Origin of the sequence: Deinococcus soli (ex Cha et al. 2016), assembly GCF_001007995.1 — a bacterium.
Taxonomy (GTDB): domain Bacteria; phylum Deinococcota; class Deinococci; order Deinococcales; family Deinococcaceae; genus Deinococcus; species Deinococcus soli.
Genome location: NZ_CP011389.1, coordinates 1,239,411 through 1,253,535 on the forward strand (window position 1 = coordinate 1,239,411; position 14,125 = coordinate 1,253,535).

The following is a 14,125-nucleotide window of genomic DNA, read 5'->3' on the forward strand; positions in this document are numbered from 1 at the left end:
AGGGGGTGCTGGCGTGGCTCGCGGCCCGCTGGGCGGCCCTCCCGGCGCACCCGGTCGCGCGGGTGGCGGTGGACGGCGTGGACGGGGCGGGCAAGACCACCCTGGCCGACGAGCTGGCCGGGCGGGTGCGGGCGCTGGGGCGGCCGGTCATCCGCGTGAGCACCGACAGCTTTCACCAGCCCCGCGCGGCACGGTACGCGCGGGGGCGCGGGTCACCGGAGGGCTTCTACCGCGACTCGTACGATCTGGCGGCACTGGCGCGCGAGGTCCTCTCTCCCCTGTCGCCCGGCGGCACCCTGCGCTACCGGGCGCGGGTGTTCGACGTGACCCGCGACGAACCCGTGCCCGGCCCTGCACTGGCGGCGGGGCCGGGCAGCCTCCTGATCGTGGACGGACTGTTCCTGCACCGCCCGGAACTGCGCGGCTGGTGGCACGACTCGGTGTTCCTGCGCGTGCCGTTCACCGTGTCGGTCCCGCGTGGCGCGGCGCGCGGGCCGGGCTTCGGCTCGCCCGACCCGGCGGCCGACAGCAACCGCCGATACGTGGCAGGCAACGAACTGTACTTCCGCGAGGCGGACCCGGAAGCGCAGGCGGGCGTGGTGCTGGACTACACGAACCTGGACGCCCCCAGGGTGGTCGTAGCCCGGTGAAGACAGTCAGGGCCGCCTCCAGATGGGGGCGGCCCTGATCGTGACGGTTCAGTGATTGTCGGCGCTGAGGCCCTGCGTATCACTCATGCTTTCCGTTGGGCTGAAGGTGAGGCACTGCGCGGTCTGGCCGCTCATGCTGACCTCGATCTGCCCGGCGGTGCAGTTCATGTCGTCGTTGAAGCGGCAGGTGGTGGCGTCGCAGCGGCTGACCATGCTCTTGTCGTCGTCCATGTGAACCTCCGTGACCGTCAGCGTGCCTGCCCGGGCGCGGCGGGAACGTGAGGCACGCTGCAAGGTGAAGGGACGCTTCAAAACCGCAGTGTGCCGCTCCGATTACATGACGGCGCGGCGCAGAGACCGTGCCCACCGGGGTCCAGCACGGCGCAGGCCGCGGACCACGCGGCGACGGCCCTCAGCCGACCCTCACCGCCGGGACCAGATCAGTTCAGCAGCGTGGCGCGGATGCCCTGGGCGCAGGCGACGCGGTGGGCGACCTGCGCGGCGTCCAGTTCACCGTGTTCGCGCAGGCCGGCGGCGATGACCTGTACTTCGCTCCAGGCGCGGCGCAGCCTCGCGCGGGCGCGACCCCGCAGGACGCTCAGGTACGCGTCGAGGGTCTCACGTTCGTCCGGGTCGGTCAGGGCGCAGTCCAGCAGCATGCGCGCGTCGCGTCCGGCGCCGGGGGCGGGCGCGCCGGTCAGGGCGGCAGCCTCGCGGGCGGCCAGGGCGACCATGACGACCTCCTCGGCCAGCGCGCGGTTCAGGCGCAGCGCGGCGGGGTCGGGCGCGCAGGCGTACGTGACGCCGCTCAGGGTGACCCGGTCCAGGCGCAGCGGGGCGCGGGGGTGGGTGTGCGCCAGATAGGCCTCGGCGGCCCAGGTCAGGGCGGCGGCCCCGGGGTCGGGGGCAGGGGTGTGGGGCGCGTGGGGGGTGAGGTGGGGGCTGGTCATAATCCTGACTTCCGGACTCAGGATAAGGCGGGAGGCATGAGACGCATGACCCGCTGTCCAGAACAGTGGGACCCCGCCATCAGGCGCGCGGGGTCAGCCGCCCTTCGCTTCCACCTCGGCCTGCTTGGCGCCCCAGGCCTCCATCTTCGCCTCCAGCTGCACTTCCAGGTCGTGCGCCGAGCGCCCCAGCGCCACGAAGTCCGCATCCGAGGGTGCGGCGCTCAGCGCGGCCTGCGCGGCCTCCAGCTCCCTTTCCAGGCGGGCGATGTCGGCCTCGATGGCCTCCACCTCGCGCTTGAGGTGCCACAGGCCCTTGCCCCTGGGTGCGGCAGGTTTCGCGCTGACTTTCGGCGCGGCGGCGAGCGCCTCGGCCTCCAGCTCGGCGGCCGTGCGGTGCTTGGCCTTGTAGTCCTCCCAGCCGGGGTACTCGTAGAACTGCCCGTCCTCGATCAGCCAGATGCGGTCAGCCAGGCCCTCGATGAACGCGCGGTCGTGGCTGACCATCACCAGCGTGCCCGAGAAGTCGTCCAGCGCGGCCTCCAGCGCCTCCACCATCTCCATGTCGAGGTGGTTGGTGGGCTCGTCCATGATCAGGAGGTTGTGGTCCTCCTGCGCGAGTTTCAGCAGGGCCAGCCGCGCCCGCTCGCCGCCCGACAGGATGCGCGCCTGCTTGTCGTGCTGGTCGTACGGGAACATGAAGGTGCCCAGCAGGTCGTGCGCTTCCGGGTCCTTCTGGGTGTACGCGCGGGCCACGTCGTACAGCGTCTCGCTGGGTTCCACGCCGCGCAGCGCCTGATCGTAGTACCCGACCGTGACGCGCGCCCCGGTCAGGATGCGGGTGCGCGGGTCGTCGCCCGGTTCCAGGCCCAGCAGGGTGCGCAGGAAGGTGGTCTTGCCCGCGCCGTTGCGGCCGATGATCGCCACGCGCTCGCCCTGGCGGATCTGCACGTTCACGTCCCGGAACAGCTGCCGCCCGCCGGGCAGCACCCGCGTGACATGCCGGGCGTCCAGCACCACCTCGCCGCTCTCGGGCGCGTGGAAGGTGATGCGGGTGGTGCGCTGCTCGGGCGGCGGGGCGCTGACGGCGCGGGCCTGCATGCGGTCCACGCGGGCCTGCATGGCCTTGGCGCGCCGGGCGAGCTTGCTCATGCCCAGACCCCAGATCTTCATGCGGTCCGCACTGGCCTGCAGCGACGCGATCTGGCGGCTCTCGACGGCGAAGCGCGCCGCCTGCTGCTCCAGTTCGGCGGCCAGCGTCTCACGGAAGGTCGTGTAGTTCCCGGCGTACACCTTCATGGTCCCGCCGCGCAGGTACGCGGTCTCGCGGGTGACGGTGTCCAGGAACGCGCGGTCGTGGCTGATCACCAGCACCGCGCCCGGGTAGCGGCCCAGGAAGCCCTCCAGCCACTCGACCATCACGATGTCGAGGTGGTTGGTCGGCTCGTCCAGCAGCAGCACGTCCGGGTTCTCCACGAGCAGCGCCGCCAGCCCCAGCCGGGTGCGCTCACCGCCGCTGAGGCTGGCCGCCAGGTCACCCTCGCGGCCCCGGAAACCGAACGCCAGGGTCACGGCGTCCTTGCGGCTGCGCCGCTCGAAGCCCCCACGGCGCTGGTAGTGCTCCAGCACGGCCTCGTGGTGCAGGATGCTCTCGGGCGTGCCGCTGCCCATCGCCTCGGCCGCCGCGTTCAGTTCCGCCTCCAGCTGATCCAGATCATGAAACGCGGCGTCCAGTACGCTGTCCACCGTCGCGCCCGGCGGGAAGACCGGATCCTGCTGCAATGAACGCACCCGCACGCCCGGCGCGCGCTTCACCACGCCACCGTCCGGCTGAAGCTGCCCGGTCAGGAGTTTCAGCAGCGTGCTCTTCCCCGCCCCGTTGCGCCCGACGAGACCCACCCGGTCGCCGGGCTGCACGGCGAAGGTCACGTCCTGCAGGACGGTCAGCGGTCCATATTCCTTACTGGCGTCCACGGCGGCAACAAGCACGCCCCGCAGTATAGGGCGCCCCCGGGCCTCGCCGGACGCGCGCGGCATGGAAGAAATGAATAGTGTCAGATTTCTCTCTTACACTGTGGGGTGATGATGCGCGCGGCCCCCGTCCTCCACGCCCTGACCCCCACGCTGCTGCTCAGCGCGACCGCGCTGGCCGCCCCTGTGCTGGACAGCGCGCAGGGCAGCGTGGAACTTCAGCAGGCGGGCGGCACCTGGATGCCCCGCGCTGCCAGCGGCGAGATCACGCTGGGCCTGCGCACCGGCGCGGGCCGCGCCGAGATCCGCGCCGGTGCCGGGCGCGTCACGGTCGGCAGCGCGTCCCGCCTGCGCCGTTACCTGGATGAGGTGGACCTGCAGCAGGGCCGCTTCTACCTGCGCGGCCCGGCCGCCGTGCACGTGCAGGGGCAGCACCTCGTCATGGACGGCGCGGGCAGCCTGCGCGTGGACCTCGACGGGCCGGTGCGGCGCGTCGCGGTCATCACCGGGCAGGTGCGCATCGACCGCAGCGGCCGCGTCACGACCGTGCGGGGCGGGCAGCAACTCGACCTGCGCAGCGGGCAGCTCAGCGCGTTCCGTGAAACGGATCCCTGGTACGCCGCGCAGTTCCGCGGTGAGGGCAGCGCCAGCGTGCAGGCCACGCGCGGCGCGGTCACGCTGGGCCGCGCCGGGCAGGCGCGCGGCGCGGTCATCGGGGACACCCTGGAGATCGGCGCGACGCTGAACACCGGCGCGGGCGCCTGGGCCGAGGTGGGCTTCACCGGCGGCGGGTACCTGCGCCTGAACGAGCAGAGCGAACTGAGCGTCCTGAGCGTGGACCGCACCGACCGGGGCCGCGAGGTGCTGCTGAAACTCGCGCGCGGCACCGCCTGGAACGTCGTGCAGAAGGGCCAGGGCGGGTACCGGATCGACACGCCGGTCGTGAGTACCGCCGTGCGCGGCACGGTGTTCCGCGTGGACGCGGACGGCCTGGTGAAGGTGTTCGAGGGTCAGGTGGCGCTGCCCAGCAGCGCCGATCAGGCGGTCAGCGCCGGGCAGCAGCGCAGCGAGGCGGGGACCGTGGGCACCCTGGTCCCGGACGCCACGGACCGCTTCAATCAGGCGCGGGACGCCGAACGGGCCCGCCCGCTGAGCCTCACGCTGCCCCGCGCGCCCCTGAGCCTGAACGACCTGATCCTGAGTGCCCGCAGCCTCCCCGACGCGACCCTGAGCGCGCAGGTGGCCGGGCAGCGCGTCCCGCTGAACGCCGACGGGGACACCTTCCGCCTGGAGCGACTGGCGGCGCCGCTGCCCGAGGGCACCTACCCGGTGACCGTGACCGCCGAACGCTTCGGGCAGACGCTGACGCGCACCGTGACCGTCACCGTGGACCGCAGCGCCCCGCAGGCGGACCTGCGCGCCGAACGGCGCGGCCACCTGCTGCTCCTGAGCGGCGCCGTGACCGACGCCGTCCCCGGCACGCTGACCGTCACCGCCCGCATCGGCCCGCGCAGCTACACCCGGCGCGTGACGTCCGGCGAGCCGCTGCGCTGGGCGCTGCCCCTTGCCGACCCGACCGCGCCCGTGCAGGTGAGCGCCCGTGACGCCGCAGGAAACGAACGAGATGCCGCGCTCCGCTGAGCGGTCCCTGGCCCTGATCACCGCGCCCGTCGCGGCGCTGCTCGCGGCGCTGCTGGCCCTGCTGATGCCCGCCAATCCGCGCCTGGGCGACGCCCTGAACCGCGCCCTGCCGTCCGAGACCGACCGCCGGGTGGTGCTGGTCGGCATTGACGACGCGTCCCTGCGGGACTACGGCCGGGTGGGCACGTGGCCGCGCGAACTGTACGGGCAGGCGCTCGGCACGCTCGAGCAGGCCGGGGCGACCGCGGTCGGTATCGACGTGCTGCTGACCGACCCCAGCCAGAACGACGAGCGCCTGAAGGACGCGTTCAGCCGCGCGAACGTCGTGCTGGCCACCGCGCCCGGCGAGTCCACGCTGCTGGCCAGCCCCGAGTGGCGCTCCCCGACGGGAGTCAGCGCGCTGAACGTCAGCGGTGACGGGATCGTCCGGACGTTCCAGACCGCGTACCCGGACGCGGCCGGGACGCTCCAGCCCAGCTTCGCGCGGCAACTGGCGGTCGCGGCTGGCAGGCACGTGGATCTCAGCGATCAGCCGCGCGTGCTGCGGTACGCCGCGCCGGACCGGGACCGCCTGCCGGTCATTCCGTTCCGGGACGTCGTGAACGGCAACGTCCGCTACGGCGACATTCAGGGCAAGATCGTCCTGATCGGCCTGACCGCCAGCGGCACCGGCGTGGGCGGCGTGCGGGACGTGACGGGGCAGACCGTGCCTGGCACGGAACTGCAGCTGCGGGCCGTATCCAGCCTGCTCAGCGCGCCCTTCACGACGCTGCCCACCTGGCTGATCGCGCTGCTGTCGGCGGTCATTGCCGTCACGGCGGTGCTGGCGCGCGGCCTGTGGGGGTTCGCGCTGGCCATGGCCGCGCTGCTGGCCGCCGCGCCCCTGTGGCTGGGGAACATCCTGCTGCCCGGCGTGACGCTGTCGCTGGCGGCGATCATCGGCACGGCGCTCGTCGCGGCGGAACGCTGGTGGAACCTGCGCACCCTGGCGCTGCGCGACCCGCTGACCGGCTTCGGGAACCGCGTGGCGTTCACGCGCGCGCTGGAGCAGCGCTGGGCAACCCGGCAAACCCGCCCGCTGGGACTGTTGCTGGTGGACCTGAGCGGCTTCCGGAAGGTGAACGAGGTGTACGGCCCGCACGCTGGGGACGAGCTGCTGCGCGACCTGTCCGGGCGGATCATGCAGCAGAAGCGGCGCGGGGACCTGATCTTCCGCTGGGGTCCGGACGAGTTCGCGGTGCTGCTCGATCAGGCCAGCGCGCACGAGACGGCGGACGTCGCGCGGCGCGTGCAGGAGTCGCTGGACCGCATCAGTTACCGCGATCTGCCGCTGCGGGCCAGTGTGGGCGCGGCCCGTACGGGCGAGGACATCCAGACGCCGGTGGATCTGGTCGAGGCCGCCAGCCGCAGCCGCTACCGCGTGAAGTACCAGCGTGAGCAGCGCGGCTGAGCAGCGCGGGTGGCTGGGTCCGGGACCGGTGCATCCACCAGACGACTTAGACTGCCATCTATATTGACAACCACCTATATAGATGGCAGTCTATAGATGTGCCTGATGGACCCCCGTTCGACCTGCTCCTGAGCCGCCTGCGCGCCCTGGGCGACCCCACCCGCCTGCGCATCGTGCAGCTCATCGGCCAGTCGGACCCCGACCACCCCCAGGCACGCCCGGACGCCGGCAGCACCCCCCCGATCAGCATCTCCGCCGAACTGGGCCTCACGCAGCCCACCATCAGCCACCACATGAAAGTCCTGATCGAGGTCGGCCTGATCACCTCCGAGAAGAAGGGCACCAAGGTCTACTACAGCCTGAACCCCGACGGGTTCCGCGACCTGACCACCTTCTTCGAACCGCTCGCGACCCCCTGCACCGAACCCGACCTGCCCTGAACGCCCCGCGCGTTCCCCCCGGCCCGCGACCCCACTGACCTGCCCGCCCACAGCGCGCAGCCGCCCCACCACACTCCGACCGCATCCGCACTGCCCGCCACCCGGCGCGCAGCAGGCCCCGCCCATACGGATTCCGTCTGGTTCATTCACAACCCGGAACGGCACCGGGTCGTCAACACCATGTCCGGCACCCGCTGCTCTCCTGCTCTGCGGGGCAGCTCTTCGAATCACATCCGCTCGGACTGAACGGCTATAAGCCATTCAATCGGAGTCCGTATCATCCTCCGGAGGACCGCATGCACGACCTGTACCTGAAGGACACCGTCGACGGCCGCACCGCCCAGTACGAACAGGTCCGCGACCAGCTGGCCCTGGAACGGCAGCTGCGCGCCGCCCAGCCGCAGCGTCTCCCCCTGCGCGCCACACTGGCCACCCGCCTGCGCCGCCTCGCCGATCAGCTCGACCGGCCCGCCGCGCCCAGCTGCACCTGAACAGGACCGAACGCGAAGATCGGCTCCACCCACCCCCGGCTTCCCCTGGGGTACAGCGAGAGGCCCGACCTGATCCCGGCCGGGCCTCCTCGGGTGCCGGTCAGCGTCCGGCGAGCATCGCCCAGATGTCGGGGTGCGCCACGAAGGCGTACCAGAGGTTCGGCAGCAGGCCCAGCACCGTGACGCCCGCCACGCCCAGCGCGACGGCCAGGGTGGTGGGGGGACGCTGGCCGAGGCCGTACTCGCGCGCGGGCGTGCGGTCGGGCATGAACATCAGCATGGCGGGGCGCAGGTAGTACACCAGCGCGGCGACGCTGGTGAGCGCGGCGAGGATGCTGATCCACGCGTAGCCGTTCTGGAAGGCCGCCTGGAACACCAGGTACTTCCCGAAGAAGCCCGCGAAGGGCGGCAGGCCCGCCAGCGAGGCGAGGCACACGGCCAGCGCGACGGCGTAGCCGGGGTGGCGGTGGTACAGGCCGCGCATGTCGGTGATGCTGAAGCCTTCCTCGCTGCGTTGCAGGGCGGCGACGATGGCGAGCGCGGCGGCCGTCATCAGGGTGTACACGAGCAGGTAGTACCCGAGGGCCGCGCCGCCCGCGGCGGGGGTGCCCAGCAGCGCCATGCCCAGGAAGCCGGTGTGCGCGACCGCCGAGTACGCCAGCATGCGTTTGAAGTTCGTCTGGCGCAGCGCGGCGAGGTTCCCGACGATCAGCGTCCCGGCGATCAGGACCGCCAGGACGGAGTGCCAGCCGGGGGCATTCTCCAGCGCGCCGGAGAACACGCGCAGCATCCCGGCGAACGCGGCGACCTTCACGACGGTGCTCAGGAACAGGCTGACGCTGGTGGGCGCGCCCCCGTACACGTCGGGCGTCCACTGGTGGAAGGGCGCCAGCGCGACCTTGAAGCCGAAGCCGCAGAGCATCAGCAGCGCGCCGCCGACCAGGATGCCGACGTTGTCGGGGTTCAGGGTGCTCGTCTTCTCGGCGATGACGGCGTAGTTCAGGCTGCCGGTCGCGCCGTACACGAACGCCAGGCCGTAGATCAGCACGGCGCTCCCGGCGGCGCCGAGCAGGAAGTACTTCAGGCCGCTTTCCTCCGCGCGGCGCGAGCCCTGCAGGGTGGCGAGGACGTAGGAGCTGAGGCTCATGATCTCCAGGCCGATCAGCATGACGATCAGGTCACCGGAGAAAGCGATGAGCAGGCAGCCGGTCACGGCGTACATGAGCATCGCGTCGAATTCGGGGAAGGACACGCGGGCGCGCCACGCGGTGTCCAGCGTCACGAGCAGCGTCATGAGGGTCCCGGCGAGGATCACGAAGCCCAGCAGCAGCGCGGCGTGGTCAGCGCGCAGGCTACCGCCGAAGGAGGACAGGTCACGGTTCCACAGCCAGCCGACGCTGAGTGCGGACGCGACCACGGCCCCGATGTTGATGAAGGTCAGGGTGCGGCGCTGGACCCAGAAGCCCAGCAGGGTGCTGCTGATCGCCCCGGCCAGAATGAGCAGGATGGGCAGCAGGGGCAGGAGTTTCACATCGGGCGGCTGGAGCATGTCAGTTGCCTCCCAGGGCGCTCAGGACGGCGCGCACGGCGGGCTGCATGAGGTTCAGGGCGGGGGTGGAGTACACGCCGAACAGCACCAGGATAGCCAGCGGGATGCCCAGGATCAGCCACTCGGTGTGCACGAGGTCACGCACGGTGACGGACCCGGCGGGCCGCGCCTGCCAGAAGGTGTGCTGGAAGGCGGTCAGGGCGTACGCGGCGGCGGCGATGGTCGTGATGCCTGCGATGAAGGTCAGCCACGGCGACACCTGGTACGCGCCGAGCAGGATGCTGAACTCGCCGATGAAGCCCGCCAGTCCGGGGACGGCGATGCTGGCGAACCACAGGGCCATGGTCAGGCCGCCCAGCGCGCCCGCCTGGGTCATGACGCCGCCCACGCGGGTGTCCAGGCTGCCGATGCGTTCCTGCAGCATGCCCACCGAGAGGAACAGCGCGCCGGTGTAGAGGTTCTGGAAGGCCAGCAGGTACATCGCGCCGATCACGGCCGTCTCGTTCAGGGAGAACACGCCGAGCGCGACGAAGCCCATGTGGCTGAGGCCCGCGTAGGCGAGCAGGCGTTTCCAGTCGGTCTGCCGGAACGCGATCCACGCAGCGTACAGCGCCGTGAACGCGGCGAGGCCCATCAGGATGGGGCGCAGTTCCAGGCTGGCGTCGGGGAACAGGGGAATAGCAAAGGTGAAGATGCCGTACCCGCCGACCTTGTACAGGGTGCCCATGACGTCGGGCACGCCGCTGTCGTGGTTCTGTTCGTGGAAGTCCGGCAGCCACGCGTGCAGCGGCCACAGCGGCAGCTTGACGGCCATGGCGGTCAGGAAGCCCAGGTACAGCCACGTCTGCGCGCTGCCGGTCACGAGGTTCTGTTTCAGGTCGGTCATGGCGAAGCTGGGGCTGCCGCCCAGGTAGCGCACGCCGATGATGCTGACGAGCATCAGCAGGCTGCCGAACAGCGTGTACGCGGCGAATTTCGTGAGGGCCGCCATGCGCCCGCTCTTGCCGTACATTGCCAGCATCAGGAGGGCCGGGATCAGCGCGTCCTCGAAGAACACGTAGAACAGCATCAGGTCCTGCGCGGCGAAGATGCCGATCAGGCCGGTCTCCATCGCCAGGATCAGCGAGAGCATGGGGCCGGGGTTGGGGATGCGGCGGGCGGCGTACAGGATCGCGATGAACGACATCAGCGCCGTGACGAGCGCCAGGGCGAGACTCACGCCGCCCAGCTGCACCGAGTACGTGATGCCCAGCGGGGGAATCCAGTCCCAGCGGAACAGCTCGGAGCCGCCGCCGCGCCAGATGGCGAGGCCCGCGCCGAGCGTCAGGGCGGCGATGAAGCCCGCGACCTCGTCCCGGAAGGTTTTCGGCGTGACGAGCAGCAGCAGGCTGCCCGCCAGGGGCAGGAAGATCATGAGGGTGGGGAGCCAGTCGGTGAAGGAGTTCATGCGCCGCTCCCGATGGTCTTGAGGGCCCAGTAGCCGATGATCGCGGCGGTGCCGAGCAGCATGCTGACGGCGTAGGCGCGCACGAAGCCGCTCTGCCACAGCGTGAACAGCCCACCGGGGCCGCTGGCATTGCGGGCGACGCCGTTCAGGGCGTCGTCGGTGCCGCGGTCCACGGTGTCCAGCGCGCCCGCGATGGCGCGGCTGGGGGCGGACACGACGTTGTCGTACAGCGCGTCGAGGTACAGGCTGTTGCGGCTGAGGTCACCCAGCGGCCCGGTCGCCAGCGCGCTGCGGCGGTGTGCGAGGAACGCCCAGCCCAGCCCCAGCACGCCCGCGAGGACGGCGAAGACGGTCAGCAGCCACTCGGTCGCGACGGGAATCTCGTGCGCGTGCAGCGGGATCGCCCGACCCAGGTACGAGTCGAAGGCGTGCCCGCCACCCAGGAAGGTGGGGATGTTCAGGAACCCGGCCAGGGTCGCCAGCGCGGCCAGCACGCCCAGCGGGATCTTCGTCAGGGTGTCCGCCTCGTGCGGGTGGCCGTGCCCGCGGTACGTGCCGCGCCACACCAGGAAGTACCAGCGGCCCATGTAGAACGCGGTGAGCAGCGCCACGCCCAGCCCGATCAGGTACAGCGCCGTGTTCTGCTCGTACGCGGCGGCCAGGATGGCGTCCTTGGAGAAGAAGCCGCTCCAGATCGGAATCCCGGCGATCGCCAGCACGCCCGCCACGGACACGAGGTGCGTGAACGGCATGAACCGGTGCAGGCCGCCCATCTTGCGCACGTCCTGCTCGTCGTGCAGCGCGTGGATCACGGCGCCCGCCGCGAGGAACAGCAGCGCCTTGAAGAACGCGTGCGTGAGCAGGTGGAACACGCCCGCCGAGTACGCGTGCAGGCCCACCGCGAGGAACATGTACCCCAGCTGCGACACGGTGGAGTACGCCAGGATCTTCTTGATGTCCGACTGATTCAGCGCGGACAGCGCGCCGTACAGCGCGGTCAGGCCGCCCACCCACGCGACCCACAGGCTGGCGTTCGGGGCGAGGTCGTACAGGAAGTGGCTGCGCGCCACGAGGTACACGCCCGCCGTGACCATGGTGGCCGCGTGGATGAGCGCGGAGACGGGCGTGGGGCCCGCCATGGCGTCCGGCAGCCAGGTCGTCAGGGGCAGCTGACCGCTCTTGCCGACCGCGCCGACCAGCAGGAACAGGCACGCGAGTTCAATGCCCGCCTGCGCCACCTGCGCGCCCTCGACCCGCTCGGCCAGTTCGGGAATGCTCAGGGTGCCGTACAGCTTGAACAGCAGGAACATGCCCAGCATGAAGCCCAGGTCTCCAATGCGGTTCATGATGAACGCCTTGCGCGCCGCGTTGGAGTTGCTGACCGCCTCGGCGTCACTGGCAGCACGCACCTGCGCGTCACTCGCCTCGCTGTTGCGGCCATTGAACCAGAAACCGATCAGCAGGTACGACGCCATGCCCACGCCCTCCCAGCCGACGAACATCAGCGGGTACGAGTCGGCCAGCACCAGGATCAGCATCATCGCCACGAAGAAGTTCAGGAACGCGAAGAACCGCGTGAACTTCGGGTCGTGTCCCATGTACGAGATCGAGTACAGGTGAATCAGGAAGCCCACGCCCGTGATGATCAGCGCCATCAGCGCCGAGAGCTGGTCGAGCCAGAACCCCACCGACAGGTTCGCGTTCAGGGCCATGTTCGGCAGCCACGCCCACAGCACCTCATGGGCGGGCGCACCCTGGTTCAGGTAACGGATGACGGCCACGACGAACGCCGCGCCGACCATCCCGGTCGCCAGCCAGCCCCCGGTCTTTCCGGGGAACAGGCGGGGCAGCACCATCAGGGCCGTGAAGCCCAGCAGCGGCAGGAGGGGCAGCAGGTACAGAGCAGGAAGACTATCCACAGGTTGCCACTCAGCCTTTCAACGCCGCGAGATCGTCCACGTTCGTGGTCTCGCGTTTACGGAAGATCGCGACGATGATCGCCAGCCCGATCGCCACCTCGGCGGCGGCCAGCGTCATCACGATGAACACGGCCGTCTGCCCGGTCGGATCGCCCCACGACCGCGCGAACGCCACCAGCGCGAGGTTCGCGGCGTTCAGCATCAGTTCCACCGACAGGAACACCATGATCGCCGTGCGGCGGGTCAGCACGCCGATCATGCCCAGCGCGAACAGGATCCCGGACAGGCCCAGGTAGAAGGTGGTGGGGACCATCAGGCACGCACCTCCCCTTCTGACATCAGCGCCGGGGCGGCCCCGCTCGGCGCGGCAACCCGTTCCTCACGCGGGGTCCTCACTGGTTCCTCCAGCTCGTCCGGCACGCCGTCCGGCTGCGCGGCCGGACGCTGCACGAGTGCCACCGCGCCCACAATCGCCACCAGCAGCAGGATGCTCACCGCCTCGAAGGGCAGCAGGAACCGCGTCAGGAGGGTCTCCCCCATCACCAGCGCGGACCCGCCCCGCAGCGCCTCGGCCCCCTCGGCCAGCGGGCGCGGGTCCTTGTACGTGAAGGCCAGCACCACGAACGCCCCGGCCAGCAGCGTCCCGCCGATCCCGGCGAGTTCGCGCACGTACGGCACCGGGTCGCGTTCCGTGACTGGCTGGTTGGCGTTCAGGAGCATGATCACGAACAGGAACAGCACCATCACGGCGCCCGCGTACACGATCACCTGCGTTGCGGCCAGGAACGACGCGTTCAGCGTGGCGAACAGGCCCGCCACGCACAGCAGCGTCCCCACCAGCCCCAGTGACGCGTGCACCGCGTTCCTCGCGGCAATGGTGATCACGCCGCCCACGATGGCCAGTGCGCCCAGCAGGATGAACCCCAGCATCATGGGCGGCCTCCGGCCACGGGGAGTGGGGTGTGGGGAGTGGGCAGTGGGAGGAACGCGGGGCGCGGGGCGCGGGGCGCAGGACAACCGTCAACTTTCAACCATCGACCATCGACTCTCACTGGTACGTCACCCCTTCCAGTTCCGCGCGGGGCTGCCCGCCGTCGAGCTGGAAGCCCAGGCGGACAGGTTTACCCTTCCGCTCGGCCTCGCGGCGCTGCGGGACGCTGCCAGTCACGCCGACGAGCATGTCCTCCTTGGCATACACGAAGTCGCGGTACCGGTAGTCGGCCATCTCGAACTCGTTGCCCAGCACGACCGCGCCGGTCGGGCAGGCTTCCTCGCACATGCCGCAGAAGATGCAGCGCAGCATGTTGATCTCGTACACCTTCGCGTAGCGCTCGCCGGGCGACACGGGCGCGGCCGGGTCGTTCTCGGCCGCCTCCACGTAGATGGCGTAGGCGGGGCAGGCGGCGGCGCACAGCGAGCAGCCGATGCACTTTTCCAGATTCGTGCCGGGGTGGCGGGTCAGGATGTGCCGCCCGCGGAAGCGGGGTTGCAGCGTGGCGCGCTGTTCGGGGTAACTGACCGTCACGGGTTTCTGGAACAGTTTCCCCAGCGTGACGCCCATGCCCTTGGCAATTTCAAGAACGCCCATGGTTGGCTCCTGTGGAGGGGTGAGGGGAGGCG

At 70.7% G+C, this 14,125-nt stretch carries 14 protein-coding genes; 5 read left to right on the forward strand and 9 right to left on the reverse strand.

Annotated features, from left to right (window positions below; genetic code table 11):
• The first annotated feature begins 5 nt into the window (after positions 1-5).
• Positions 6-650 (forward strand): uridine kinase, encoded by a 645-nt coding sequence (locus tag SY84_RS06195; RefSeq protein WP_046843291.1) that lies wholly within the window; start codon positions 6-8, stop codon positions 648-650.
• A gap of 48 nt (positions 651-698) precedes the next feature.
• Here the strand turns inward: SY84_RS06195 and SY84_RS06200 are convergent, their stop codons facing one another.
• The 3 genes from SY84_RS06200 to SY84_RS06210 all read right to left on the reverse strand — a co-directional run bounded on the left by SY84_RS06200 (position 699) and on the right by SY84_RS06210 (position 3,586).
• The gene (locus SY84_RS06200; RefSeq protein ID WP_046843292.1) at positions 699-881 is read right to left on the reverse strand and encodes a DUF1540 domain-containing protein; all 183 of its coding nucleotides are present in this window, start codon (positions 879-881) and stop codon (positions 699-701) included.
• A 209-nt stretch (positions 882-1,090) separates the two neighbouring features.
• Entirely contained in the window at positions 1,091-1,600 is a 510-nt protein-coding gene (locus tag SY84_RS06205) for a hypothetical protein (RefSeq protein ID WP_046843293.1), read from the reverse strand.
• Between the two features lie 93 nt (positions 1,601-1,693).
• On the reverse strand, positions 1,694-3,586 hold the full coding sequence (locus SY84_RS06210) for an ABC-F family ATP-binding cassette domain-containing protein (RefSeq protein ID WP_046843294.1): 1,893 nt from the start codon (positions 3,584-3,586) through the stop codon (positions 1,694-1,696).
• Positions 3,587-3,679: 93 nt separating this feature from the next.
• On the opposite strand from SY84_RS06210, the gene SY84_RS06215 reads away from it, so the two are divergent.
• From SY84_RS06215 to SY84_RS06230, 4 genes are all read left to right on the forward strand, one after another.
• Entirely contained in the window at positions 3,680-5,209 is a 1,530-nt protein-coding gene (locus SY84_RS06215) for a FecR family protein (RefSeq protein WP_052751060.1), read from the forward strand.
• Positions 5,193-6,659: a CHASE2 domain-containing protein gene (locus SY84_RS06220; protein ID WP_046843295.1), complete on the forward strand. Its 1,467-nt coding sequence runs from the start codon at positions 5,193-5,195 to the stop codon at positions 6,657-6,659. The genes SY84_RS06215 and SY84_RS06220 overlap by 17 nt, the downstream gene beginning before the upstream one ends.
• Before the next feature lie 98 nt (positions 6,660-6,757).
• Entirely contained in the window at positions 6,758-7,099 is a 342-nt protein-coding gene (locus SY84_RS06225) for an ArsR/SmtB family transcription factor (RefSeq protein WP_052751061.1), read from the forward strand.
• Between the two features lie 296 nt (positions 7,100-7,395).
• A complete protein-coding gene (locus SY84_RS06230; RefSeq protein WP_046843297.1) occupies positions 7,396-7,590 on the forward strand; it encodes a hypothetical protein in 195 nt (64 codons plus the stop codon).
• 100 nt (positions 7,591-7,690) lie between these two features.
• On the opposite strand, the gene SY84_RS06235 is transcribed toward SY84_RS06230, so the two are convergent.
• The 6 genes from SY84_RS06235 to nuoI all read right to left on the reverse strand — a co-directional run bounded on the left by SY84_RS06235 (position 7,691) and on the right by nuoI (position 14,093).
• On the reverse strand, positions 7,691-9,139 hold the full coding sequence (locus SY84_RS06235) for an NADH-quinone oxidoreductase subunit N (RefSeq protein WP_046843298.1): 1,449 nt from the start codon (positions 9,137-9,139) through the stop codon (positions 7,691-7,693).
• A 1-nt stretch (position 9,140) separates the two neighbouring features.
• Positions 9,141-10,586 carry an NADH-quinone oxidoreductase subunit M gene (locus tag SY84_RS06240; RefSeq protein WP_046843299.1) on the reverse strand — a complete coding sequence of 482 codons (1,446 nt, stop codon included), beginning with the start codon at positions 10,584-10,586 and terminating at the stop codon, positions 9,141-9,143.
• The gene (gene nuoL, locus SY84_RS06245) at positions 10,583-12,442 is read right to left on the reverse strand and encodes an NADH-quinone oxidoreductase subunit L (protein WP_046844989.1); all 1,860 of its coding nucleotides are present in this window, start codon (positions 12,440-12,442) and stop codon (positions 10,583-10,585) included. Before nuoL ends, SY84_RS06240 begins: the two co-directional genes overlap by 4 nt.
• A 73-nt stretch (positions 12,443-12,515) precedes the next feature.
• Positions 12,516-12,818 (reverse strand): NADH-quinone oxidoreductase subunit NuoK, encoded by a 303-nt coding sequence (gene nuoK / locus SY84_RS06250; protein ID WP_046843300.1) that lies wholly within the window; start codon positions 12,816-12,818, stop codon positions 12,516-12,518.
• Positions 12,818-13,438: an NADH-quinone oxidoreductase subunit J gene (locus SY84_RS06255; RefSeq protein WP_046843301.1), complete on the reverse strand. Its 621-nt coding sequence runs from the start codon at positions 13,436-13,438 to the stop codon at positions 12,818-12,820. Before SY84_RS06255 ends, nuoK begins: the two co-directional genes overlap by 1 nt.
• A 115-nt stretch (positions 13,439-13,553) precedes the next feature.
• The gene (gene nuoI, locus SY84_RS06260) at positions 13,554-14,093 is read right to left on the reverse strand and encodes an NADH-quinone oxidoreductase subunit NuoI (protein ID WP_046843302.1); all 540 of its coding nucleotides are present in this window, start codon (positions 14,091-14,093) and stop codon (positions 13,554-13,556) included.
• Positions 14,094-14,125: the final 32 nt, after the last annotated feature.